At 57.1% G+C, this 25,833-nt stretch carries 22 protein-coding genes; 6 read left to right on the top strand and 16 right to left on the bottom strand.

Going from position 1 to position 25,833, the window contains the following annotated elements; genetic code table 11:
- Positions 1–174 precede the first annotated feature (174 nt).
- From DBV39_RS05870 to DBV39_RS05890, 5 genes are all read right to left on the bottom strand, one after another.
- The gene (locus DBV39_RS05870; protein ID WP_108620735.1) at positions 175–1,647 is read right to left on the bottom strand and encodes a M20 family metallopeptidase; all 1,473 of its coding nucleotides are present in this window, start codon (positions 1,645–1,647) and stop codon (positions 175–177) included.
- A gap of 63 nt (positions 1,648–1,710) precedes the next feature.
- Positions 1,711–2,208 carry a transcription elongation factor GreB gene (greB, locus tag DBV39_RS05875; RefSeq protein ID WP_108620736.1) on the bottom strand — a complete coding sequence of 166 codons (498 nt, stop codon included), beginning with the start codon at positions 2,206–2,208 and terminating at the stop codon, positions 1,711–1,713.
- A gap of 110 nt (positions 2,209–2,318) precedes the next feature.
- On the bottom strand, positions 2,319–3,167 hold the full coding sequence (locus DBV39_RS05880; protein WP_108620737.1) for a PHP domain-containing protein: 849 nt from the start codon (positions 3,165–3,167) through the stop codon (positions 2,319–2,321).
- A gap of 179 nt (positions 3,168–3,346) precedes the next feature.
- Positions 3,347–4,228, bottom strand: coding sequence for an alpha/beta hydrolase (locus tag DBV39_RS05885; RefSeq protein ID WP_322348749.1), 882 nt, complete (start codon positions 4,226–4,228; stop codon positions 3,347–3,349).
- Between the two features lie 91 nt (positions 4,229–4,319).
- Positions 4,320–7,541 carry a ComEC/Rec2 family competence protein gene (locus DBV39_RS05890; protein ID WP_108620738.1) on the bottom strand — a complete coding sequence of 1,074 codons (3,222 nt, stop codon included), beginning with the start codon at positions 7,539–7,541 and terminating at the stop codon, positions 4,320–4,322.
- A gap of 261 nt (positions 7,542–7,802) precedes the next feature.
- On the opposite strand from DBV39_RS05890, the gene DBV39_RS05895 reads away from it, so the two are divergent.
- Positions 7,803–9,032, top strand: coding sequence for a hypothetical protein (locus DBV39_RS05895; RefSeq protein WP_108620739.1), 1,230 nt, complete (start codon positions 7,803–7,805; stop codon positions 9,030–9,032).
- A 68-nt stretch (positions 9,033–9,100) separates the two neighbouring features.
- Here the strand turns inward: DBV39_RS05895 and DBV39_RS05900 are convergent, their stop codons facing one another.
- The 3 genes from DBV39_RS05900 to DBV39_RS05910 form a co-directional block, all read right to left on the bottom strand.
- On the bottom strand, positions 9,101–9,931 hold the full coding sequence (locus DBV39_RS05900; protein WP_108620740.1) for a TatD family hydrolase: 831 nt from the start codon (positions 9,929–9,931) through the stop codon (positions 9,101–9,103).
- A gap of 153 nt (positions 9,932–10,084) precedes the next feature.
- Positions 10,085–10,858: an ABC transporter ATP-binding protein gene (locus tag DBV39_RS05905; protein ID WP_227870837.1), complete on the bottom strand. Its 774-nt coding sequence runs from the start codon at positions 10,856–10,858 to the stop codon at positions 10,085–10,087.
- Positions 10,859–10,862: 4 nt separating this feature from the next.
- Positions 10,863–12,182 carry a lipoprotein-releasing ABC transporter permease subunit gene (locus tag DBV39_RS05910; protein ID WP_108620742.1) on the bottom strand — a complete coding sequence of 440 codons (1,320 nt, stop codon included), beginning with the start codon at positions 12,180–12,182 and terminating at the stop codon, positions 10,863–10,865.
- A 328-nt stretch (positions 12,183–12,510) separates the two neighbouring features.
- Here DBV39_RS05910 and DBV39_RS05915 point away from each other — a divergent pair, with 328 nt between their 5' ends.
- The 5 genes from DBV39_RS05915 to lysS all read left to right on the top strand — a co-directional run bounded on the left by DBV39_RS05915 (position 12,511) and on the right by lysS (position 19,074).
- Complete coding sequence (locus DBV39_RS05915; protein ID WP_108620743.1) at positions 12,511–13,710, top strand: hypothetical protein; 1,200 nt, start codon at positions 12,511–12,513, stop codon at positions 13,708–13,710.
- A complete protein-coding gene (gene recJ / locus DBV39_RS05920) occupies positions 13,692–15,407 on the top strand; it encodes a single-stranded-DNA-specific exonuclease RecJ (protein ID WP_407669279.1) in 1,716 nt (571 codons plus the stop codon). Before DBV39_RS05915 ends, recJ begins: the two co-directional genes overlap by 19 nt.
- A gap of 82 nt (positions 15,408–15,489) precedes the next feature.
- Positions 15,490–16,594 (top strand): peptide chain release factor 2 gene (gene prfB, locus DBV39_RS05925; RefSeq protein ID WP_159078827.1). Its coding sequence is split into 2 segments (ribosomal slippage): positions 15,490–15,570 and positions 15,572–16,594, totalling 1,104 coding nucleotides; the frame shifts between segments, so codons are not numbered across the junction.
- Positions 16,595–16,807: 213 nt separating this feature from the next.
- Positions 16,808–17,563: an SDR family NAD(P)-dependent oxidoreductase gene (locus tag DBV39_RS05930; RefSeq protein WP_108620746.1), complete on the top strand. Its 756-nt coding sequence runs from the start codon at positions 16,808–16,810 to the stop codon at positions 17,561–17,563.
- A 2-nt stretch (positions 17,564–17,565) separates the two neighbouring features.
- Entirely contained in the window at positions 17,566–19,074 is a 1,509-nt protein-coding gene (gene lysS / locus DBV39_RS05935) for a lysine--tRNA ligase (protein ID WP_108620747.1), read from the top strand.
- A 154-nt stretch (positions 19,075–19,228) separates the two neighbouring features.
- Here lysS and DBV39_RS05940 read toward each other — a convergent pair whose 3' ends face one another.
- The 8 genes from DBV39_RS05940 to DBV39_RS05975 all read right to left on the bottom strand — a co-directional run bounded on the left by DBV39_RS05940 (position 19,229) and on the right by DBV39_RS05975 (position 25,831).
- Positions 19,229–20,086, bottom strand: a complete 858-nt coding sequence (locus DBV39_RS05940) for a hydroxypyruvate isomerase family protein (RefSeq protein WP_108620748.1) — start codon at positions 20,084–20,086, stop codon at positions 19,229–19,231.
- 17 nt (positions 20,087–20,103) lie between these two features.
- Positions 20,104–20,925, bottom strand: coding sequence for an HpcH/HpaI aldolase family protein (locus DBV39_RS05945; RefSeq protein ID WP_108620749.1), 822 nt, complete (start codon positions 20,923–20,925; stop codon positions 20,104–20,106).
- 52 nt (positions 20,926–20,977) lie between these two features.
- Complete coding sequence (gene fdx / locus DBV39_RS05950) at positions 20,978–21,319, bottom strand: ISC system 2Fe-2S type ferredoxin (RefSeq protein WP_108620750.1); 342 nt, start codon at positions 21,317–21,319, stop codon at positions 20,978–20,980.
- A gap of 14 nt (positions 21,320–21,333) precedes the next feature.
- Positions 21,334–23,187 (bottom strand): Fe-S protein assembly chaperone HscA, encoded by a 1,854-nt coding sequence (hscA, locus tag DBV39_RS05955; RefSeq protein ID WP_108620751.1) that lies wholly within the window; start codon positions 23,185–23,187, stop codon positions 21,334–21,336.
- A gap of 18 nt (positions 23,188–23,205) precedes the next feature.
- Complete coding sequence (hscB, locus tag DBV39_RS05960; RefSeq protein ID WP_159078828.1) at positions 23,206–23,763, bottom strand: Fe-S protein assembly co-chaperone HscB; 558 nt, start codon at positions 23,761–23,763, stop codon at positions 23,206–23,208.
- A gap of 4 nt (positions 23,764–23,767) precedes the next feature.
- Positions 23,768–24,091: an iron-sulfur cluster assembly protein IscA gene (gene iscA, locus DBV39_RS05965; RefSeq protein WP_108620753.1), complete on the bottom strand. Its 324-nt coding sequence runs from the start codon at positions 24,089–24,091 to the stop codon at positions 23,768–23,770.
- Between the two features lie 19 nt (positions 24,092–24,110).
- Positions 24,111–24,494, bottom strand: a complete 384-nt coding sequence (gene iscU, locus DBV39_RS05970; RefSeq protein ID WP_108620754.1) for a Fe-S cluster assembly scaffold IscU — start codon at positions 24,492–24,494, stop codon at positions 24,111–24,113.
- Between the two features lie 125 nt (positions 24,495–24,619).
- Positions 24,620–25,831: an IscS subfamily cysteine desulfurase gene (locus DBV39_RS05975; protein ID WP_108620755.1), complete on the bottom strand. Its 1,212-nt coding sequence runs from the start codon at positions 25,829–25,831 to the stop codon at positions 24,620–24,622.
- Positions 25,832–25,833 lie beyond the last annotated feature (2 nt).

Below are 25,833 nucleotides of genomic sequence, written 5' to 3' on the forward strand. Positions count from 1 at the left end.
CGTCTGGTCGAATTGTAACGCGCACACTCGGGTCAGAGACATTCGACACGGCAGAGCACCCTTTCTGAACGAGGTAAAAAATGATTGAACTGGCAAGGTGCAGGCAGGATCAGAGGTGAGCATCGCCCTGACTGTTCAGGTCAGAGCGAGCACATCACAAGGATCAAATCCCGTTCAAGGCATGGCAGCGATGACTTTTGCAACCGATGCCGTCAAACGCTTGGCAAAAGGTACGTGCAGAAATTCGTTCGGACCGTGCGCATTGGACTTCGGCCCCAGTACGCCACAAACCATCATCTGCGAGGTCGGGAAGCCCTTGCTCAGCAGGTTCATCAACGGAATGGTTCCACCTTGTCCGATATAGCCAACGGGGTGTCCGAAACAGGACTGGCTGGCTTCGTTGAGTGCGTCATCGAACCATGGGGCAGTTTCGGGTGCATGCCAGCCGTTGGCAGCACCTTGCGGCTCGAATGTCACCCTGGCCTGGTAAGGCGCATTGTCCTCCAGCAATTTCTTCAGCGTCTGGACGGCCGCCGCCGCGTCCACCAGCGGTGGCATGCGCAGACTGAGCTTGAACGCGGTATAGGGCCTGAGCACATTGCCAGCATTCTGCAGCGACGGAAATCCGTCTGCTCCGGTCACACTAAGGGTCGGCTCCCAGGTTCGCTTGAGCAAGGCCTCGACCGGATCAAGCGTCGTGGGAAGCGCAAAGAGTGATGACCCGCCACAGTCATGGTGTGCCCAAGGAAATCGCTTGAAAAGCGTGTCACCCAGAATCCCGGCCGTGACCTCGGCTTGCTTGCGACGGAGTTCAGGGGTTTCGCAATAAAAAATCTCGGGAAGCAACCGTCCAGTGGCACTGTCTTCGAGTCGATCCAGCACATGACGCAGGATACGGAAGCTCGACGGAACCAGGCCAGACGCATCACCGGAGTGAATGCCTTCAGTCAGGATCTCGACCTTGAGAACACCGGCGACCATGCCTCGCAGACTGGTCGTCAACCACAACTGGTCGTAATTGCCCGCACCACTATCCAGACAAACGACCAGTCCCACGTCCCCCATCCTGGGCTTGAGCAAATCGACGTAAGGCAACAGATCCACCGACCCGCTCTCCTCCGACGTTTCAATCAGCCCGACAATTCTTGGATGCGGCACGTTCTGGCTCTTGAGCGCCTGAATTGCCGTGATCGCAGCGTAGACGGCATAACCATCATCGGCTCCTCCACGTCCGTACAACAGTCCGTCGACGTACTTGGGTTGCCACGGCCCCAGATCCGAGCGCCAACCGTCGAACTCGGGCTGCTTGTCCAGGTGTCCATACATCAGCACAGTCTGGCTTGACTGGGCGCGCGTGGCAGCCACATCAAAAAAGAGCACTGGCGTACGTCCTGGCAGTTCCACCAGTTCGAGCGTCAGTCCCGGCACTTTCTGGGCCTGAACCCAGTCCGCGGCTCGCCTTGCTACCTGATGCAGGTAACCATTCCTGGCCCACTGGGCATCAAACATGGGTGATTTGGCCGGAATCTCGATGTACTCGCTGATCTGTTTGACCAGATCCTCATCCCACTCACGACTCACTTCTGTCAGCAAACGTTGCGTGTCAAATACGCTCTTTTCCCCTTCATCCATCACGACGGCATTCATGGCAAACTCCGAAAAATCCTTAGACTGAAACTATAGCGCCGAGTGGCCCCGCTGCGGACAAAATCAGACACCTGAACCGTACGTCACGTCGACGATCTCGAGCGTCTGTGGTCCTGCCGGTGTCTGCAAGGTGACACTATCGCCTTCGCGTGATTTCAGAAGCGCTCTGGCCACTGGCGATATCCAGCTGATCAGGCCATTGAGCGGATCAGCTTCATCGACGCCCACAATGGTCACGGTGACGAGTTCCTCATCGGGATCCAGGTACTGGACAGTTGCCCCGAAAAACACCTGGTCCTGATGCGGCTGCGCACCCACATCGATCACCTCGGCAATCTCGAGTCGCTTGGTTAAAAATCGCATCCTGCGGTCAATCTCGCGCAATCGGCGTTTGCCGTAGATATAGTCACCATTCTCTGAGCGGTCACCATTAGCGGCTGCCCAGGAAACGGTCTGCACAACCTCGGGACGCTCGACTTTCATAAGGTGAACCAACTCAGCCCGCAGCCTATCGTAACCTTGGCGGGTGATGTAGTTTTTTGGAGGGGTGACATCACTCATGGCGTGCTCAACCAAAACAAAGGAGCTCAAAGGCTAACGAATCAGACCTGATTAACAACAGTCTCTGCGGCTTGCACTCGCACTTCAGTCAGGACCAGGAACAAGCCTGGCTAGCGCACCGAAAGGCTGAGTGCCTGCCAGACGGGCTCCAGGTCCGATGGCAACGCAGGAACGGCACCCAGATCACAGCGACTTTCCTGCGGCCCATGAAAATCCGATCCACATGAAGCAAGAAACCCGTACTGCCGGGCGATCCGTGCGTACTGATCATACTGATGTGGCTGGTGACTTCCTGTGTGAACCTCAATCGCCAGGCCACCGTAGCCTTTGAATGATCTAAAGAGCGAGTCAAACTGCAGATCGCTGTACTTGTAGCGGCCAGGATGCGCAAGAACCGCCACGCCGCCAGCCTGAACAATCCATTCGACCGCCTGACCCAGGTCCGCCCAGCGTGCCGGAACGTGAGCGACACCATCATCACCGAGATAGCGGTCAAATACGGTCTGCATCGAATTCACATACCCTTTCTGAACCAGATAGCGAGCGAAGTGTGTGCGGCTAAGCAACTGATCCTGACCCGCCAGGGCAAGCGCGCCTTCAAACGCTCCGGGCATGCCCATCGCATGGAGCTTCTCGCCCATCTGGCGCCCGCGTTCGATCCGGCCGGAGCGGGTCTGCGCCAGCCCTTCAAGCAGTACAGGATGAGTCTCGTCAATGTCCAGGCCGACAATGTGCACAGTCCGGTTCGACCAGGTGACCGAAATTTCGACTCCCGCGACAAACGTCATGCCGAGTTCACGGGACACTTCCCGGGCCCGTGCAACACCACTCACCTCATCGTGATCAGTGAGTGACCAGAGATCAACCCCGTTGGCCGCAGCGCGACGAGCAAGCTCGTCTGGCTCCAGAACACCGTCTGACACCCGGGAATGACAATGCAGGTCAACACACTGATACACACAGACTCCTTGAAATCTTTAATACGCACTCAGAAACAGTCGGTCGAGCAAGAAATGGTCGGGCAAGATCGGTTCCCGGAAGGGAGCATCGACCAAAGAACACCCGACCCGCCACCGCATCACGCCGTTACATCATTTTGAGAGGAACTCCTCGACCAGGTCGATCTCGTGATCGATCATCAGACTAGGTGCGTGCCCCACTCCGGCAACGTCGACCGAGCTGGCATTCGGATTGCAGGCCAGCATACGCTCGACTGAAGATACGGACAGCAGATCAGACTGATCACCATGCAAGACCAGGGTAGGCACACTGATTCCCTCGAACACCCCCAGAGGTACTGCTCGCCCTTTGCCATGGATTCTGGCGTCATGCCAGTAAATCCACCTGCGATCGACGGATCGTAATGCTTGATCCACTTGCCGTCCTTTTCCACAAAATAATGGCGTGCAAACATGTCCCACTGCTCGTCGGTCTGCAGACCGAACGAAGCCGATGCCTCACGAATATAGGCCACTGCACTGGCGTACGAATCAAATTCCTTGATTTCCGACAGGTATGAACCAATACGCAGCAACGACTCCGGCTCCACACGGGGACCGACATCGTTCAGGATCAGACGGCTGATTGGCACGATCGGGTCCGGAATGGAAACACTCAGTCGCGCCGGTGGCATAGGCGCCTTGCCACGCCGGGCCTTGGCAACCAGACCGCAATAGACCATGGCGATCAATCCACCCATCGACGTACCCAGCCAGGTCAGCGATGCTGGCTGCAACCGGGCCAGTAAAGTCAGAATATCGGATGCATACTGAGGGACCTGGTAGCCGGCCGGATTGGGTAGCCAGTCAGACAGACCGCGACCCACAATGTCGGGGCAGATCACACGGTATCGCTTTGACAGGCGCTGAGCCACCATGTCGAAATCCCGCCCGTTACGCGTCAGACCGTGAACGCAAAGCAGCACATCGCGATTATCGGGATCACCCCAGTCGTAGTACGCCATCTTGTGGATACCAGCCGGACTGGTGCATGCAATCGATTCGACTCGTGGCGAGCTCATGTCTTCTCCTTGTGTTGGGTGTTATCCATTTTAGTGGATAGACTCACCTGCGAGCGCTACAGACCACGCTGGCTCAGCATCGACTGGCCAGTCATGGTCCGGCATGGCTGGCATGTCTGCCTTGTTCGTCGGGATGACCCTGCGGGTCAGAGCATCTGAGCCTGGGGAGCGCGTTATGCCAGTAGCGACGTCTTAACGCCCGGGCATAAACCACATGGAGTCCGTCTGGGCCAGACTCGACCCTTACGCTCCCATGTTCTGGCGAAGACCAGACCCGGGCTCCTTGTTCGCACCAGCGGGCGATCACCTTGGGGTGGGGGTGGCCAAACTGATTGTGACGACCTGCCTGCGCAATCGCATGCGCAGGCGCCAGCGCCTTGACCCAGGCTGGTACAGAACTGGATATCGAGCCATGGTGGGCCATCAGCACCACATCAACTGGCAACCAGTCTACCGGTGTGCGGGACAGCGCTGGATCGGCAATCGCTACGGATGAGGGCTCTAAGAGAGGACGTGCCACGAACGAGCCATTGATCTGTCTTGCCTCGGTGTCTGGCCGGGTCCTGCTCTTTGACTGAGCCTTTGATCGGCGCTTCGACTCTTTCTTCGATCCCTTGTTTGCTCCCTTGTTTGCTCCCTTGTTTGCTCCCTTGTTTGCTCCCTTGTTTGCTCCCTTGTTCAATCCAGTCGCAGACGCCCGCCTCGACCGAGCATGGCTACTGCTTTCCGGTTGCCGGTCTGAACGCGAACTCGTACGTTCTTCTGATGGTAGTGCTGATGGCTGCTCTGACGGCAACCCCGCCAGTTCCTGTTCCTGCCTGAACTTCTGCTTTACGCGTCGTCTGGAACGCTTCGCCGGTCGATTCCTTTGAGATCTCTTGCTTGACGTGCCTGACGCTTTCGCGTCGGAGTCGACGCCCAGTCCCAGAATGGAGCGCTCGACCTGCCCATCAATGTCGCCAGGAAGCAATGCCCGGTGCCAGACCCCTTTGACCAGCAAGACACAACTGCAGCGGTTGCGCTCCAGCCCCTCAAGCATCGAGCTTGAGCAGTTGCCGGTGGGCGCTACAAAGCTGAATTCGACCCCATCGTACTCCCAGCGCTGGCCTGCCTGACATGCGACATACGATCTTGGAGCCAGCCCGGAGCCTCGCAACTGCCCGACCTGCCGGGACTGCAGCAAGGTGTCCAGGCCGCCCACATGATCCAGATCAGGATGCGAGATGACCACATCATCAATGAAGCGAACGCCCAATGCCTTCAGTTCTGGCAAAACCATTCTCCTGACGGCATCACTATGACCATGACGCCAACCGGTATCGAACAAGACAGTGTGGTTGCTGGTCTGAACCAGAAGGGCACTGCCCTGCCCTACATCAAATGCGTGCAGCCTCCAGCCCCCGGCAACCGGTCCGTCTGGTGTCCATGCCAACTGCGGCAGCATCAATGCCCAGGCAAGCCAGCGTCCCCTGAAGGGCGGCGCCGTCAATGCAATCAGTACGCCTGCGAGACTCAGTGCCACCAGCCAGCCAGGCGCTCTGGCCACTTCCATAACCGCCCCTGGCCACTGTGCCAGCCACTGGGTTGGTGCCAAGGCCACCCACGCCAACCCATGCACCGGCAAGGCCAGCGCCAGCAGTAACGGTTGAGGCAGTCCAAGCCCGGCCAGCATTGCCAGCATGAGTGCAGCCGGTGTGAGCGCAAGACTGACCCAGGGAACCGCCCAGAGATTGGCAGGCAGGCTGACCAGACTGATGCCGTTGAACTGGGCAGCCACCCAGGGTAGCGTGGCCAGCGTGACAATCAATTGCAGACCCAGAGCGGTTCTGAAATACGACCAGTAGCGCCATTGTTTCATCGCCAGCCAGGCTGTGTTCACATGGCCTGACAGGCGCTCACGCCAGTCCGCCTGCCAACCCGCAACCTGACCAGCGTGACCCTGATAATCACGAGACTGCCCAGCGTCGTACAGTTCACCGCCACGGAGAGCCGTCGCCGCAGCCACAGCGTCAGCCTGACTCCTGGTGAAGATCATCAAAGTCGCCACAGCAGAAAATGAAAGCCAGAGTCCGCCAGTCAACACCGACCACGGATCGATGGCTGTCAGAATCACCAGTGCCAGCGCAAGCCCATCGCGCGCTGACAAGCGCCAGCGGGCGACCACGGCCAGCCCCGCGCAGGCCAGCATATAAAAGGTCCGCTGCGCCGGGATACCCCACCCTGCGAACAAGCAATAGATCAATGCACTCAGGGTACCGGCAATGGCAAACACTACACGCAATGCAATGCTGCTTGAGGGGCACTGAACCCATCCATGACCTGCTAATCTGGTCCGCCAGCAAACTTTTCTGGTCGCCATGCAGGTCAGCAACCCCACAAGCGAAGCCAATAGCGACACGTGTGTACCACTGATGGCGACCAGATGCGACATACCCGTGCGCGAGAACCAGTCCCACTGCGCAGGGGTGATGCCCTGTTGATCGCCGATCGACAAGGCAACCAGCACCCCTGCAAACTCACCGCCGGACATGGCTAGCATCATGCGATTTGCAATCCGCTGACGCCATCGCGCCAGTTGCACCTGAAGGCTGAACTCCTCGCTATCTCCGAGATAACTTGCTTGACCACGAACCTGCGCCATGACGCGTACGCCTTGTTGCAGCATGCGAGCTTCCGAATCCAGACCCGACTCGTTCAATGGTCCATGTGGCATCCGAAGCCGCAAACGGGCCTGCCATCGCTGCCCGGGCACAATGATGAGACCGCAGTCACGGACACATGCGCCGGGCCAGTTCAGCATGACCCCTTGCAGAGCGCCTTCAGGAATCGCTTCAGCAGAAAACTGATGTTTTGTGGTCGGGTCAGACTCTTTTTCCAGAATCCTGATCGCCACCCGTACCGAGGTGCCCATGGCAGAACCTGACTGCACGGGAAGCCCTGTCACTTCGAAACGCAACAGATGCTCGGTGTTCTCGAGTTCGGCGGGAAACCGGGATTGCATTCTGAAGTGTGCGGCTCCACTGGCCCAGACGAACCCCAGTACGGCGGCGGTCATGAGCAAGAACACAACTGCCAGAACATTGACGCACTGGTGATCAATCCATAGACCGACACTCCCCCATTGACTGGTCTGATTTCTTTCAGAACGAAGTCTGTTTGCACCCGATTTGCTCAAGTGCCATACACCGAGTGATGCAATCAGCAGAGCAGTCGTCCCCAGCATCATCAGAATAGACTTGCTCAAAAGCACAGCCTGACGCTGGGCCAGCGTCAGGCCTGCCAACCAGGCCAGAGCCAGCCAGTCAAATCTCATTGCTCACCATTTACCGAAAACCCTTAGCCTGAAATTTTTGTTCCAGACGGCATCCAGAACCATACGCAATGTGCGCAAATGTCCTGGCAGATCGTGCGGCGGTATCATGAAAGAATCGATGCACCCCTGCAGTACAGGCTTGCGGATACACTCAAAGCAAGCCCCGCTGCCAGATTGTTGAGGGTCCGGTAACTGCGCGCCACCCGACCCGAACCGTGATCGATATGACTTGTAGCTCGATACATCAGACCATTGCCGACGATGACCCGTTTCAATCATTCAGATCCTTACATGCGATATGTCCACTACCCGCTGGATATCAGCGGCGAGCAATCCGGGAATTTGATGACGCTGGCCAGATATCTGGCCCGAAACAGCCAGACCATCGAGTCTTGCGGCCGGTTCCGAAGTGACATTGGCGACATGCTGAGCCTGTCGCTAAAACCCGGCGAAGTGACGCAAGCGCTGCTGGTGGCTCCAAGGAAGATTGCGCCATCGGACAGCGCGGCACCAGACAACACAGCGTCAATGGGTACGGGTACGGATACGCGTGCCGAACTGGTCGCGCTGGCACTGGGTCCACTCGCCGGCATTACGCCTGATGGTTACGACCAGTCAAACTATTGGGACGGGTACTGCGAAGCACATTTCGGCATTGCGCTCTGGAGTGCGCCGTACGACTGGATTCAGGATCGTGCCTGGGCGAAGACCGATCCTGGCCCCTACGCGGCCGCGTTGCGCATTGTCTACCTGATCACATATGGCATTCCAATCAACTACATGGAGATCGCCATCGGTCAGGCCTACCCGTACTACCGATATGATGAGACTGTCTGGCAAAAACTGAACCAGGATCTGCAGGTTCATGAATCCGCCGTATTGAATCAATCCAGGCATGGTCAAAGCGCACCTAGCTGGCCGCCACCCATACGCGCACGGGAGTGGCATGCACGATACCGGTCGATCTGGCTTGGATACGGCAATCTGGCTCATACCCTCGAAACCAGCGGTATCGCACACCCCGATACGATTCGCGGGCTGTCAGACGAAGAGTCAAGCGACTTGATCGCAACCTGGGGTGCGATGCCGCAAAGCTATTTGCAGGTGCTGTCGATTATCGGACATGATGCTGGCCGGCTCGTCAATGACATCAAGATGTTGATATACGCCGATCAACTTGAGCGGATCAATGCGCTTGGACGCCTGGTTGCGAGTAAATGGGAGTGCAAGGACGGCGATCCCGTACCCGATCGGGCGCTGTTCGTGGGGGTAAACGAACGCGGCCATTACTGGTTCATTCTGAAACCACCGCCAGCACCCATGAAGCGCCGTGATTCAGCTGTTTTTCTACTGGACGGCAACACCGGACGCATATCGCAGGTAGCCATCAGCGTATGGGAATGGCTACAGGCAATTGTCGAACAGGCCAGGCAGTCGATCGCCGCGGGCAATCCCAACCCGACAAGGCGTAAGAATGACAGCACACCATAAGGCAACGCCAAGTGAGCAGTCAGCCAACCCGTCGCAGACTGCCATGCTGTCATTTGCGTCGGGCAGTTTCAGAGGGCCGAGCCCATCAAGGACAGCCGCCTCACAACCCGTCTGGCAGTAGCGGATGTTTTTTCGAGTACCGTCTCGACATCGCAATCTCTGAGCGCAGCGAGCGCCCTGGCGATCTCAGCGACTTCGGCAGGTTCATTTCTCTGGCTCCGCGCGAGCCATGCTGGAGACATATCGGGCGCGTCGGTTTCAAGCACCAGATGCGAGAGATCGAATTCACGGGCCAGTCGACGGATCTGGAGAGCACGCGTAAACGTCATCGCTCCACCGATGCCCAGCGCAAACCCCTGTTCAATAAACTGCTGTGCCTGCTGATGACTGCCGTTAAACGCATGGGCAATGCCACCTGGCGACCCTTCACGACGCAACCACTTGAGCAACTCGTCCTGCGACTTTCGAACATGTAACAAGACAGGAAGCGACACCTGCCTGGCGAACTCGAGTTGTTGACGATAAAAGAAAATCTGCCGATTCCGGGCAGCACCGCTTGCGATTGCCTGAACAAAAAAATCCAGCCCGATTTCTCCGATCGCCACCAGCTTCGGATCATCGAGGTGATCAGCAACAAATGCACGCACCCGCTCGAGATCGTCGTCTCGCGCCCGGTCTACATACATTGGATGAATGCCAATTGCGTAGAAACCTTCAGGCAAGCCATGTGCCAGATCGCGAACCCGCTCAAAATTGTCAACTTCAACGGCGGGAATCAAGATGGCGCGCACCCCGGCGTGTCGTGCCCGTTCAATCACGCGATCGCGGTCGAGATCAAACTCACTCGCGTCCAGATGACAGTGCGTGTCGTATAGATGAGCCTCGTACTCCCTTTCCATCGCGCATCCTCAATTCGCTGTGCCTTCAATGCACTATCGGTCGGGCTGGCTTTGCTATCCGGCCCTGTTCCCGGGTGATCGCTTCCGATCGAGCGCCCTGGCTGATTGCCTCGCCCCCGGATCGCAGCAGCTAAGGCAATCAGGCCGTATCCATCAATTGCTTCCACCGGTTGGCATTTTGGACTGGATCTCTGCTGTGCGGGTCACGACTGATGCGGTATCGAGTTCTTTGAGCACACCATCACCCATGTTCAGCACCCGGTCAGCTCTGGCGGCAAGTTCCAGGTCGTGGGTCACCACGACAACAGCCACTGACTGATCCCGCTTGACCGACTCGATCAGATCAAACATCTGAAAGGCCGTGCGTCGATCCAGATTACCCGTTGGCTCATCAGCCAGGACACAGTCTGGCGAGGCAACCAGTGCCCGGGCCAGCGCCACTCGCTGTCTTTCACCACCGGAGAGCTGCCCCGGAAAATGCCCTGCACGCGCAGCCAGACCCATCCGTTCCAATAGCGGCCCGGCACATTCTCTGGCCTGGCGCAGGGAAGTTCCTCGCACAACCAGTGGCATGGCGATGTTGTCGAGAGCGCTGAACTCACGTAGCAGATGGTGAAACTGGTATACAAAGCCCAGGCGCTCATTGCGCAGACGACTGCGGTCCGACTCAGTCATCGACCTGGTTGACTGCCCGCACACGAGCACCTCCCCCGAGTCAGGCCTGTCAAGCAAACCCAGACAGTGAAGCAACGTGCTTTTGCCAGAACCGGATGCACCGACAATAGCCACCAGCTGCCCTGCATGAACACTCAGGCTGACATGTCTGAGCACGTCTATGCGCTGTTCACCATCGTCATAGTGCCGGCCCAGGTCACGCGCTTCGAGAACAATCCGACCGTCGTTTGAGGGTGTTGAAGTTTGATGCATGATATCAGTCATGTCGGAGCACCTGTGCGGGTTCGACCCGGGATGCGCGCCAGCTCGGATAGAGTGTCGCCAGCAAAGAAAGCACGAGCGAGGTGATCCCGATAGTCACAATGTCATCGAGCCTGGGATCAGACGGCAGGGACGAAATGAAGTAGATCTCTTGTGGCAGGAACTGAACACCAAAAAACTGCTCCAGGGCTGGCACGATGACATCCACGTTGTAGGCGATCAGGCAACCCGCACCCACTCCAAGCAGGGTTCCGATCGCACCGACCAACGCCCCCTGAATCAGGAAAATTCTTGCAATCTTGCCTGGTGTTGCCCCGAAACTCCTCAAAATCGCGATGTCAGCCTGTTTATCCTTGACCGCCATGACCTGTGATGACAGCAGGTTAAAGGCGGCGACGGCGACAATGAGAGCCAGAATAATGAACATCATGCGCTTTTCTGTCTGGACTGCGGCAAACCAGGTGCGATTGTTTCGTGACCAGTCCGCTACGAATACATCAGACGGCATCATCTGCTGCAACTCGCTGGCAACTCTCATCGCCTCGTACATATTCTGGACTTTCAGACGCACCCCGGCAGAACCCGTGTCGCGAAACAGACGGGCAGCATCCTGAGCCTGTGCGAACACCAGTGAGCTGTCATACTCATAGTGACCTGACCGGTACAGACCCGCCACTGTAAACTGGCGCATCCTGGGGGAGAACCCGGCCGGACTGACGCTTCCTTGAGGGGCCAGCACCATGATCGTGTCACCCACCCCAACGCCCAGAATCTGTGCCAGCGTCTGCCCAAGAATCAGACCGAACTCGCCTGGCACCAGACCTTCAAGTGAACCGGACACCATCTGGGAGTCCAGTTCAGACACTGACTTCTCTGTCTGGGCATCAATACCCCGTACCTGGACCCCTCTTAGCACCTGTCCACGCATCACAATCGCCGGCGCTGCCACGAATGGCGCACCCGCCACCACTTCCGGATGATCGCCTGCCCGCTCAGCAAGCTCCTCAAACCGACCGAGTACCGCTTCAGGCATCTGACCAGGAACGAACAATTCGATGTGCGGCAGGACAGACAGCATGCGATCGCGAACGTCCTTCTGAAAACCGTTCATGACCGACAGCACAATGATGAGCGCAGCGACCCCAAGTGCAATACCGGCCATCGACATCATCGCGACAAACGACACAAACCGGTCCTTGCCTGAGCCGCCCGCAGAGCCTCCCGAAGGACCAGCACGTTTGCCGGACCGTCTTGATGCAAGCCTCGCAAGCCCTGCATACCGGGCTCCAACCCAGAGTTCAAATCCAAATTTCATTCATCAACCCATTTTGCTGGCATGCTACCTGGACAGCCTGTGCTGGCCGTGCGCCGACAGGACGATCAAAGCTCGTGACCGGCGCAACGTCCACTGATCGCCCCCTGCCCAAGCCTGCGCACAGATGCTGTGCGGCAGTAAGACCGTCATTATGGCACCAACGTTCCCGGACGCTCGGTCAGCCGTTGCACCAGCAGCTGCCCATCCCGACACAGCCAAGAGTGGCCTCGTCTACGACTCAGTCACCACCACTCAGTCACCACCACTCAGTCACCACCACTCAGTCACCACCACTTAGCCTCCTACTGCATCCGGACATACAAGCGTGATGGCACGCAAACCTTACAATACAGGCATGAAATGGATCGTGACCCACGCGCTACCGCCTGCCGCACTCGCCCAGTCGCTTGAGCAAGCATTGCTGAACTCAAGTGACAACATGCCTGCCCGGCTCGCCGAATTGTTCGGCCCCCTGCACGCCCGGATGCTTGCCAGCCCGGTTTCCGAGTATGGCTGCACCCCCGCCGAGCGGTTGCTGCTGCAGACAAACGGCTGTCGGATCAGCACCGACGATACCGAGCCTCAGGGCATCAAGGGCGCACCTGCTTTGCCGCCCGGGAGTGCACTCCCGGCCCTCGAGTATGGTATCCGCGATCCCGATGAGCCCGTCTGGATTGCCCAGGCGTGCGCCACGCTGATCTCCGCTGAGCGAGCGACTTTACTCCCTCTATCAGACTTGCAGGCGAGCGAGGAGGATTTGCGCGCACTGCACGAGGCCATCACGCCGCTACAAGGGCAGCCTGGTGACCCCTTTGAACTCGAGATGCTGACACCAGGCAGCTGGCGAGTGCGGGGCAATCTGCCAGAGCACGCCTGGCTTGCCTCGCCGGGTGCAGTGCGTGGACAGGATCTGGGAGACTGGTGGCCAACAGATGATGCATGGAGACCGTGGAGACGCTTGCTCAACGAAATCCAGATGTGCTGGCATGACCATCCTGTCAACGAAAGACGGTCACAGCAAGGTATGCCGACGATCAATGGTGTCTGGCTCTATGGCGGTGCCAATGGATGGACACCCAGACCTGAGGCCGATGTTCAGTGGATCACCGAACTGACGCGCCCTGCACAGAACGGGGACTGGGCCGAATGGCTCTGCGGTTATGCCCGGATTGTCGAACAGCTTTTACGGGAAAAAGAGGCGATGCCAGGGACAGGCCATAACGTTCAGAATGACTTTGAACTGATTCTGACCGGAGACGATCGCATCGTCAGCTTGCACACCGACGCGAGCAAGAACGGTCAAAGGACTCTCGGACAGTCGACGCCACCACAGGCAACGATGCATCGCGTTTCGAGCTTGATCACACATTTACTCAAGAACACGCTGTCACGCCTGCGTGGCGGTCAGCCTGGAACCACCCGCCCAGACCCGCACCGGCAGCAAAGCAGCCCGGTGAGCAGTTCTGACAGCCCTTTAACCCGGCAACATCCGCAACAAACATGGAGTCACTGGTGGAACAACGTCTGACTAAAGCCCGTCCCGTCCCGCAGGACATCGCCAGACGACTCGCCAGTCAGGGCGTTCATCCGTTGCTGGCTCGCCTGCTGGCTGCCCGCGGGGTCAGGGATTGCGCCGAAATGGGAACAGAATGGAGGCAGCTCATCGAACCTGCACGGCTCACCCAGGTTGACCATGCAGCACAGGTGCTGGCTGACGCCATTGAGGCCGGCAAGCATCTGCTGATCATTGCTGACTATGACTGTGATGGCGCGACAGCCTGTGCGGTGGCTGTCCGGGGATTGCGTGCGCTTGGAGCCAGTGTGGACTTTCTGGTGCCAAACCGCTTCGAAACTGGCTATGGACTGTCACCCGAGGTGGTCGAGCTGGCCGTACGGCACGCGGCAGGAAAGCCCGACATTCTGGTGACAGTTGACAATGGGATTGCCAGTGTAGACGGCGTGAGGGTCGCGCACGAGCACGGCATGCAGGTAGTGGTGACCGACCACCACCTGCCCGGCGATGAGTTGCCTGATGCACTGGCGATCGTGAATCCGAATCAGCCCAACTGCGGATTTCCGTCCAAGAATCTGGCAGGTGTTGGTGTGATCTTTTATGTGCTGATGGCGCTACGCAGTGAAATGCGCAGCCGCGGACATTTTGATGCGCAAAGCCAGCCGCGCCTGGACAATCTGGTCGACCTGGTGGCGCTCGGTACGGTTGCCGACGTTGTTCGACTCGATGCCAACAACCGCCTCCTGGTGACGCGCGGACTGGCACGCATGCGCAACGGGCAACTGCAACCAGGTTTGCGGGCGCTGTTTGCAGTCAGTGGCCGCGACCCGGCACAGGCAACCACCTTTGATCTGGGATTCACCATCGGCCCACGCATCAATGCCGCAGGCCGCCTGACAGACATGACCGTTGGAATCGAGTGTCTGACCACTGACGATCCGGACCATGCGCTCGCGCTCGCCCGCCAGCTCGACGAGATCAATCAGCAACGACGCCAGATCGAGTCTGTCATGCGGGACCAGGCCATGACCGCAGTCGAGGACGTACAAGCCAGCGCACAGCAGGCTGCACTGTGTGTGCACCATCCGCAATGGCATCAAGGCGTGGTAGGGCTTGTGGCATCGCGCCTGAAAGAAAAGTATTACCGCCCGGTCATTGCGTTTGCACAGGGTGATGACGGGAACTGGCGCGGATCCGGGCGTTCCATTCCGGACGTTCACCTGCGCGATGTGCTTGACCTCGTCTCAAAACGCCATCCCGGCATGATCCTCAAGTTCGGCGGACACGCCATGGCGGCTGGCCTCACGCTGGCAGACGGTCATCTCCAGACATTTGAAACAGCCCTGATTGACGCAGTTGTCGAACTGACCGGACAAACCCGCTTCGAACCAGTGATCGAGACAGATGGTTCGCTGGAATCGGGCTGGGCCAATGTGCAGACAGCACAAATGCTTGAACAGCAGGTCTGGGGCGCCGGATTTGCGGCACCGCTGTTTCAGGATACGTTCCAGGTTGCAGGACAGCGCCTGGTCGGGGGCAAACACCTCAAGCTCTCGCTAGTGCGCGACAGGCAGCGTTTTGATGCCATCTGGTTCAACCAGGCAGAGCCTTTGGCCGAGAGCATCGAAGCGGTGTACCGAATTGCCCCCAACGTCTGGCAATCCCGTATTTCCCTTCAGATGATCATCGATGCAGCATGGCCTGCGTCGTAAAGCAGAACGACTGATCGCGTACACGGCAAGCCCGTACGTTAGAATAACGGGTTGAACTAGAACAAGCAGGAACTGGAAGACTATGGAAGCTGAACGTCAAAACGCACTGGCCGCCCGACTCGCAGACTACCTCGAGCGCGAGCTGTCTGCCCGGAGGTATCTTTGACTACGATGACAAAGCCAACCGCTTAGAAGTCATCAACGCGGAACTTGAAGACCCTGAGGTCTGGAATGACCCCGAACGGGCTCAATCGCTTGGTCGCGAGAAGAAGAGCCTGGAAAATGTGGTCCACACACTCGACTCGCTTGATCGCGCGATTCGCGACTCGCTGGAACTGTTCGAGCTCGCCGCTGCAGATGAGGATGACCAGACGCTGATCGCGATCGATGCCGACGCAGACGAGTTCCAGAGTACCCTTGAAGGTCTGGAATTCCGCAGGATGTTCTCCAATCCCGCTGATCCACTGAACTGCTTCATCGACATTCAGGCCGGTGCAGGTGGCACCGAGGCCCAGGACTGGGCGTCCATGTTGCTGCGTCAGTACCTTCGATATTGCGAACGTAAGGATTTCAAGGTCGAAGTACTGGAAGAGTCCGAAGGTGATGTAGCTGGCATCAAGTCAGCCACCATCAAGGTCGAAGGCGATTACGCGTTCGGTCACCTGCGCACCGAAACCGGTGTACATCGACTCGTTCGCAAAAGCCCGTTTGACTCCTCCGGGGGCCGTCACACCTCGTTTGCAAGTGTGTTCGTTTACCCGCAGGTTGATGAATCCATCGAGATCGACATCAACCCTGCCGATCTCAGGGTCGACACCTACCGTGCCAGCGGCGCGGGTGGTCAGCACATCAACAAGACCGACTCGGCGGTGCGGATCACGCACGCGCCCACCGGCATTGTGGTGCAGTGCCAGAATGACCGCTCCCAGCACCGCAACCGGGCTGAAGCGATGGAAATGCTGCGATCCAAACTGTACGAATTCGAGATGCGTGCGCGCATGGCTGAACAGCAGAAAATGGAAGACGCCAAGACCGACGTCGGCTGGGGTCATCAAATTCGCTCCTACGTCCTCGATCAGAGCAGAATCAAAGATTTACGCACCTCGGTCGAGATTTCGAACACCCAGAAGGTTCTTGACGGCGATCTTGATCCGTTTATTCAAGCCAGCTTGAAGCAGGGTCTGTAAGCCTTGTCCGGCAATGAGCACAGAGACCACAGTGGTGCCTGCCTGTTTATACATGGCACCACGTTTTCAGTGTGAGCAGTCTGTCCACTTGCTTCGATCTCCCGATGACGGTCAAAGCCTGGTCGATCGCAATACACAGCAGCTCCTACGGCCGGAACGGTATGGCACGACCCTGAAGACCTTTAATAACAAGACACAGAACCAGATAACGTTATGACTCAGCAAAAACCAACCACGATCATCACTGGTGCGACACGCGGAATTGGTCGCGCCATGGCAGAGAAAATGGCGCAAAGCGGCGAGCGCGTCATCACCATGGGACGTCGTAGCGTTCCTGAACTGGTCGAAATCGCCAAGGCGCACTCGACAGACTGGAACGAGCTGCTGGTCGACCTGTCCGATCGAAACGAAACAGAACAGGCCGGACAGGCACTGGCGACCCTTCTCGAAGGCGTCGACCAGGCACGTCTGGTCCTGAACGCAGGCACCGTCAATCCGATCCTGCCAGCAGACCGACACACCGACATCGATGCAATTGCCCAGGCGTTTGACATCAACATCGTAGCCCCCATCTACCTGACAGGCTGCTTCCTTCAGGCCACCGGCAAGGCAACGGAACGCCGCATTATGATGATCTCTTCAGGCGCTGGTCGTAATGCCTCGCACAGCTGGGGCATCTACTGCGCCACCAAGGCCGCCATGGATCGCTATGTTGAAGCGGTCAAGATCGAAGGCCATGCCAACTTGCGCATTGCATCAGTTGCGCCTGGTATCGTCGATACACCCATGCAGGAAACCATTCGTGGTACGCCAGACGAGCTGTTTCCAAACCGCCAGAAGTTTGAAGACTTCCACCGTACCGGCGCACTGGCTGATCCCAAGGTGACCGGGTCCAATCTGCTGAGCCTGCTGGCACTGGCAGATTTTGGGGATCGTGCAATCGATGATGTCCGTCAACATACTTTCTAACCATGAATCAAGCTCCCTCCTCTGAGAACCATCTGATCGCCGAACGTCGTCAGAAACTCGCCGAAATCCGTCAGATTGGTCAGGTATTTCCGAACGACTTCACTCCCGGCCACCGCGCGGCCACCTTGCACTACCTTTACGGTGAGCAGGATAAACCCACGCTTGAAGCGGCCGGCCATGAGGTGTCAGTTGCCGGGCGCATGATGCTCAAGCGCGTGATGGGCAAAGCAAGTTTTGCGACTTTACAAGACGCCACAGGCCGTATCCAGATCTACCTGGACAAAGGGTCGATTGGCGAAGATGTCTATGAACATTTCAAACACTGGGACCTTGGCGATATCCTCGGTGTCCATGGAAAAGTCTTCAAGACCAACAAAGGTGAACTGTCGATCCATGCCTCGCAGATTCGCCTCCTGAGCAAGTCGCTGCGCCCGCTTCCGGACAAGTTTCACGGTGTCACTGACCAGGAGCTTCGATATCGTCAGCGATACGTTGATCTGATTGTGACCCAGCAAACTCGGGACACCTTCGTCATGCGCAGCAAAGCGATTGCCGCGATGCGACAGATCATGGTCGAACATGAGTTTCTCGAAGTGGAAACCCCCATGCTGCAGCCCATCCCCGGAGGTGCAGCCGCCAAGCCATTCATCACGCATCACAATGCGCTTGATATGGCCATGTTCCTGCGGATTGCCCCTGAGTTGTATCTCAAGCGACTGATTGTGGGTGGATTCGAACGGGTATTCGAGATCAACCGCAATTTTCGCAATGAAGGTGTGAGTCCGCGTCACAATCCTGAATTCACCATGATGGAGTTCTATGCAGCCTACACGGATTACCGATGGCTGATGGATTTCACCGAATCCTTGATCCGGGAAATTGCAATTCGTGCAACCGGTAGCGCCACCCTCACCTATCAGGACCGGACACTTGACCTGGCCAAGCCGTTCAAACGCCAGACAATTGTCGAAGCCATCAAAGAGCATGCACCTCACTACGAGACCGAGCAACTCGGCACCGTCAAATTCCTCAAGGAAGAACTGGAACGGCTCGGAGTGAATATCAATGACCCCGCCTTCACCAATGCAGGCGTCGGGGCATGGCAGCTTGCTCTGTTCGAGGAGGTGGCAGAACCCAATCTCTGGGATCCGACCTACATCATCGACTATCCCGTCGAGGTATCCCCGCTCGCACGTGCATCCGATAGCCAACCGGGTGTCACCGAGCGCTACGAGCTCTTCATTGCTGGGCGCGAACTCGCCAATGGCTTCTCCGAGCTGAATGACCCTGAAGACCAGGCTGCACGATTTGCAGCTCAGGTTGCAGCCAAGGACGCTGGAGACGAAGAGGCAATGTACTACGACGAAGACTACATCCGTGCGCTAGAGTACGGCATGCCACCGACAGGAGGGTGTGGAATCGGTGTGGACCGTCTGATCATGCTGCTCTCGGATAGCCCGAGCATTCGGGATGTGATTCTGTTTCCACACATGCGAAAGCAGGAAGCTTAGGAATCAAGACCAGGACCTTGAGTCAGTAACAACGTGGCAGGAGATCTGAGGATGATCTTCTGCCACGTTTGTTCTTGTCGACACGAAACATCCGGGATGTCTTGCCTGCCCCCTCTGTCACTAGAAGTGCAATAGCGTACTGGCCAAACTCAGGTCAACCCAGCGTCACCGCGCAAGACTTCGTCCAGCGAGAAAGTCCCGACTCAATTCCTGCATCTGCACGGTACTCGCAACCAATCCAGCCGGTGTAACCGAGACTGATGAGCTTCTCAAAAACAGCGCGATAGCAGATTTCACCCCGATCGGGTTCATTTCGATCCGGAACGCCTGCAATCTGGACATGTCCAATGGATGGGATGAAACGTTCAAGCCGGTTCAGCACATCCCCTTGGGCAACACCGACATGATAGACGTCGAACATCAATCGAATATTGGATCGATTGCACGCTGTTAAAACCGCGTGTGCAGCTTCCTGCGTATGATAAAAATACCCTGGCTTGTCCCGGCCATTAATCGCTTCAAGCAACAGTCCCTTACCGTGTGCTCTGGCCTGATCACTTGCCCATTGAAGATTTTTCACAAAACAATCGAACTGCCCGGAATCGACAGGGTTGTCCGCAGAGGGAAAATGGTTCTCGCTGATTCGAGTCGCTTCGACGTTTCGTTTGCCAGGCAAAACATGAATCATGCTCGCCGTACTCCTGACCGCCCAGTCTAGCGTCATCAGAAATGCATCACGGAATTCCTCTTGCCGACCTCGCTGCGCAGCCAGGCCGCTATCACCCGCGGCAACGTCACCTTGTGGAGTGTTGATAGAGAGAACCGACATGCCATGCTTTTGACAGAGCGTGGCAACCGCATCGGGATCTTCCTCATATGGCCAGTGCATTTCAATGCCTTGAAATCCGGCCCTGGCCGCCCGTTCGATGCGTTCAAGCAAAGGCAGATCTCGCCACAAAAACCCCAGATTGGCAGAAAATCGCAGACTCGGTGCACTCGGAGCAGCAGACATACTCCTCTCCCAGAGAATCAGTAACCCGAATGTCCAGTTGGTCCGGACGTGGAAGAGGTTGATGGTGTGAAGCCGGTGCCATTCCCCTTAATGGTGCTGACTGCAGCTCGGGCCGCCGCTGCAAGCAAACCTGCCTCATTACCCGGAGTCACCATTCGGAAACCTTGCTCTACCCGCATTCTGGCAGCCTCGCCCGACGAGCAGAAGATACCGGGGATCTTGCCGTGCGCGGACGTGCGCTCGCAGATATGGGCGATGGCTTGAACCACCACCGGTGACGTTGGCTCGGAACTAGGTGCCTGCCCAAGCGCAAGACTCAGATCATTAGGACCAATGTAAATACCATCCAGGCCTTCGACAGAAAGAATTGCGTCAAGGTTGTCGAGTCCAGCCTGGGTTTCAATCATGCCAATTGTCAGAATCTCGTCATCTGCATGCGGGTAGTAATCAGAACCACCGTAGAGCATGCCACGAGAAGGGCCAAATGAGCGGTCACCTTTAGGCGGGTAACGACAGGCCGAGACGAACCGGGCCGCATCCTCAGGCGTCGAGATCATGGGACAGATTATGCCGTATGCACCTGCGTCAAGCAGTCGCATGATCTGGGCACCGTCGTTGACTGGCACACGCGCCAGTGGAATGGCTGGTGTAGATGAAAGCGCCTGGAACATGCCTAGCGCCGAGTCAAACCCGATCATACCGTGTTGCAGATCAACTGTTACCGCGTCACATCCGGAGTGTCCCATCACCTCTGCCGAATATGACGAAGGAATCGCCAGCCAACCGTTGACGATGGACTGGCCTGCCTGCAGCGCGCGCTTGATGGAGTTTGGTCTCACAATAATCTCTCGAAAACTTTGACAAGAAAAGCGCACGGCAGGAAAACCGGCGCTAGTGATTTTCTTTAGCGTGGTTGATGGTGTAGCGTGGAATCTCGATCGTCAAGTCTTCATCGCTAATAATCGCCTGACAAGATAGTCGGGACAGTGTACTCAGACCCCAGGCACGATCAAGCATGTCTTCTTCTGAGTCGGTCGCTTCTTCCAGCGAATCAAACCCAGTACGAACAATCACATGACATGTCGTGCAGGCACAAGACAGTTCACACGCGTGTTCGATCTCGATCTGATGATCAAGCAACACGCGACAGATAGACTCGCCCTGCGGCGCGTCTTCAATGACCGCACCATCAGGACAAACATCAGGATGAGGTATTACAGTAAGCTTGGGCATTTTTTATACGTCAGTCAGATTTGATCCAGGGTTCGGCCAGTCAGCGCGGCACGGATGCTGCGATCCATCCTGCGGGCTGCAAACTCGTCGGTTGCGCGCGACAGTGCTTCGAAATTATCGCGCACTGCATCCACATCGTCGCTTTCAATCGCCAGGCGGGTCTTCCCGATCTGGGTGTCAATGACGGCACGTTCCGCTTCCGACAACAGGTCTGCATCTGACTGAAGGGCTGCAATGGTCGACTCCACCAACTGGCGAGCCTCAACCTGATGCTCACGCAACATGCGTGACTGCGAATCTGCATCCGCACTGGCAACACCATCAGCAAGCATGTTCGCGATGTCCTCGTCAGACAGTCCGTGCGAGGGTTTGACTGTGACCGTTGCTTCCACACCACTCGACTGTTCTCTGGCAGTCACACTCAACAACCCGTCCGCGTCAACCTGAAAAGTGACCCGGATACGCGCCGCACCCGCGACCATGGGCGGAATTCCGCGCAACTCAAACCGCGCCAGGGAACGACATTCGCTCACCAGATCACGCTCGCCTTGGACAACATGCAATGCCATGGCCGTCTGGCCATCTTGATATGTTGTGAAATCCTGAGCACGCGCTACCGGAATCGTACTATTGCGGGCGATGACGATCTCGACAAGACCCCCCATGGTCTCAAGCCCCAGCGACAATGGCGTGACATCAAGCAGCAACCAGTCCTCGTCGACCGATCGGTTTCCTGCTAGCAGATTGGCCTGTTTGGCCGCACCCATCGCCACCACCTCGTCGGGATTCAGATTGACCAGAGGGTCCTGCTCGAAATAAGCACCAACCAGACGCTGTACAACGGGCATACGGGTAGCACCGCCCACCATCACAACACCATTTACCTGCGTCACATCCAGACCTGCATCGTCCATCGCCCGCTGTGCGCAGACCAGCGTACGCTGAACCAGCGACTCGGCCAGTTCCTCAAATACCTGACGAGAAAGATGCAACTGACTCGGTTCATCCAGGCCGGTGGGCTCGCTCGCTTCGTCGCATTCGGTCAGTTTCTCGCGCAGCCGGCGCGCGGCTGACAACAGATGACGCTGTGTAGGCGAATCAACATCAGCTATTTTTGCTTTGCCCAGACAATGCCGCACAATCACGTCATCAAAGTCATCTCCACCGAGTGCGGTATCTCCGCCGGTCGCGATCACCTCGAAAACACCCTGAGTCAATCGCAGCAAAGACAAGTCAAACGTACCACCCCCCAGATCGTAGACAGCGTAAACGCCTTCCGAATCGTTATCGAGTCCATAGGCAATGGCCGCAGCAGTGGGTTCGTTCAGAAGACGCAAGACCGTCAAGCCGGCAAGCCTCGCCGCGTCTCGTGTCGCCTGCCGCTGCGAATCGTCGAAATACGCTGGTACCGTAATCACCGCACCCACCAGGTCCTCTGCCAGACTGGCCTGGGCACGCTCGCGCAATGCCCGAAGGATCTGGGCGGCCACTTCCACCGGAGTAACCGTAGCACCATCGGTCACAATGGAGACACTGTTGCCATGCTCGGCAAACCGGTAAGGCATCTGTGACTGCCTGGCATCCTCGAGCGACTTCCCCATGAGCCGCTTGGTGGACACCAGCGTGTCAAGCGGGTTAGATCGCTGGTGGGCCAGTGCATCACGACCCACCAGCACCTTGCCGTCGCCCGCATAGTAAACTGCCGAAGGCAGTAGCAACTCACCTTGCTCGTCCGGCAAACACTGGGCAACGCTATGCCTGACAGCAGCGACCAAGGAGTGCGTCGTGCCAAGGTCGATACCAATCGCGACCCGACGTTGATGCGGCGCAGGCGACTGCCCGGGCTCAGAAATCTGTAAAAATGCCATATTGATATTTGAATCCGCTCAGGAGCCAGTCAATTTGAGCCGACTGACCTCCTGCATAAATTTGTCTACGAACATCCACTGCTGCAGTGCAGCCGCTGCCTGGGGCCAGCATTGCGCATCAATCATTCTTGAAACCTGGGTGACGCACGCCTGACGCGCCTGCTCAACCTGCACTCTGAGCGAATCAACCGCTTCCCTGGTGTGCAACGGTGCTTGCGAATCATCGGAGCCGGTCGACTCCCGGATCTCTTCAAGCGCTTCCCGCCAAAGCATCTGCTGCTCAAGAAAATCGGCATCAAGTTGACCGCCAGGACGATCCCCGACAGGGTGTCCGTTCAGCTCGCAGATGTAGCGAGCACGGCTTACCGGATCACGCAGAGTCCGGTAAGCCTCGTTGAGCTGGGCGCTCCACTGCATTGCAACCCGCCGCTCAGCCGCCGTACCACCTGCGAACCGGTCCGGATGCACCTTTGCAGCCGCAGTCTTCCACCGATCCTGCAAATCCTGAGGATCAATCTCGAATGTTTCGGCCAGACCAAGCAGCTCGAAAAAACTGGGCGAACGGTTTGAAGTCAAGGCATCAAACCGTGAAAGACTCGCCACAACCACAGGTGGCCTTCTCGTTCGGATTCTGAAACTTGAAGCCCTCGTTCAATCCCTCTCGAGCGTAATCAAGTTCAGTACCCTGCAGATAGGCGAGACTCTTGGGGTCAACAAACACCCTGACTCCATGACTCTCGAACACCTCGTCTTCAGGTTTCGGGTCGTCTACGTACTCGAGCTTGTACGCCATGCCCGAGCATCCGGTGGTTCGCACGCCTAGCCGCAGACCAATCCCTTTACCGCGCTTGCTCAGATACTTCTGGATATGGTCGGCCGCGCTGGCCGTCAGTGTCACTGCCATGCTCGTCCTCGTTTCCAGGTTAGCTTCCATGCTTGTCTTTGTAATCCTTGACAGCGGCCTTGATCGCATCTTCAGCCAGAATCGAACAGTGAATCTTGACCGGAGGCAACGCGAGTTCTTTGGCGATCTCGGTATTACGAATATCCATCGCCTGATCGAGGGACTTACCCTTGACCCACTCTGTTACAAGTGAACTCGACGCAATCGCTGAACCGCATCCATAGGTCTTGAAGCGTGCATCCTCAATGATGCCTTCATCGTTGACACGAATCTGCAGCTTCATCACATCCCCACAGGCTGGTGCACCGACCATCCCGGTTCCGACGTGATCATCTGACTTGTCAAACGCCCCGACGTTACGGGGATTCTCGTAATGATCCAGAACTTTATCGCTGTATGCCATGTTTGTTACTCCTGATGACTGTTCGCGGTTGCGGTCAGACCTCATCGCGATACACAGTCTTGTTGTGCGCAACCGGTGCGCAGCCTACATATTCAACCTTGACTCTCAACCTCAGTGCATCAAACTCAATGAGCTGTCCACTGGACAGAGTTGAGATCAATACCTTCCTTGGCCATCTCCCAGAGCGGTGACATGTCACGCAATTTCTGGACACGCGCCTTAAGGAGCTCGACTGCAAAGTCGACTTCCTGCTCAGTCGTGAAACGTCCCAGCGTGAAACGAATGGAACTATGTGCCAGTTCATCGTTACGACCCAGCGCGCGCAAAACGTACGAGGGTTCAAGGCTGGCCGATGTACAGGCGGATCCACTAGAGACTGCAAGCTCCTTGACCGCCATGATGAGCGACTCGCCTTCGACGTAATTAAAGCTCACGTTCAGGTTGTGTGGCACCCGACGCTCGAGATCACCGTTCAGATAGACCTCTTCGATCTCGCTGATACCGTTCCAGAGACGATCCCGCAACATACGAATACGTTCGTTCTCTGTACCCATCTCAAGCCGAGCAAGCCTGAAAGACTCACCCATGCCGACAATCTGGTGCGTTGCAAGCGTACCGGAACGGAACCCCCGTTCGTGCCCGCCACCGTGCATCTGCGCTTCCAGACGAACACGCGGCTTGCGACGGATGTATAACGCACCGATGCCCTTCGGACCATAAGTCTTGTGCGCACAAAACGACATCAGGTCGACCTTCAGCTTCTCGAGGTCAATCGCAACTTTGCCGGTGGCCTGGGCCGCATCAACGTGGAAAATGATCTTGCGCTCGCGGCACATCTGGCCAATCGCTTCTATGTCCTGAATGACGCCAATCTCGTTATTGACGAACATCACGGACACGAGAACCGTATCGGGCCGGATAGCAGCTTCAAGCGCCTTCATGTCAACAAGGCCATTCTCCATCACATCAAGATACGTCACTTCAAAACCCTGACGCTCAAGTTCGCGGCACGGATCAAGAACCGCCTTGTGTTCTGTCTTGACCGTAATCACATGTTTGCCACGCTCAGCATAGAAATGAGCTGCGCCCTTGATGGCCAGGTTGTTAGATTCGGTTGCACCGGAGGTCCAGATAATCTCACGCGGGTCCGCATTGATCAGCTCTGCCACGTCAGCACGGGCTTGCTCGACAGCCGCTTCCGCTTCCCAACCGAATGCGTGGCTGCGCGAAGCTGGATTGCCGAAATGTTCATAGAGCCACGGCACCATCTTGTCGACCACACGCGGGTCCACGGGAGTCGTGGCTGAATAGTCGAAATAGACTGGTTTGACCGACATTT

The organism is Orrella marina (genome assembly GCF_003058465.1).
Classification (GTDB): domain Bacteria; phylum Pseudomonadota; class Gammaproteobacteria; order Burkholderiales; family Burkholderiaceae_B; genus Algicoccus; species Algicoccus marinus.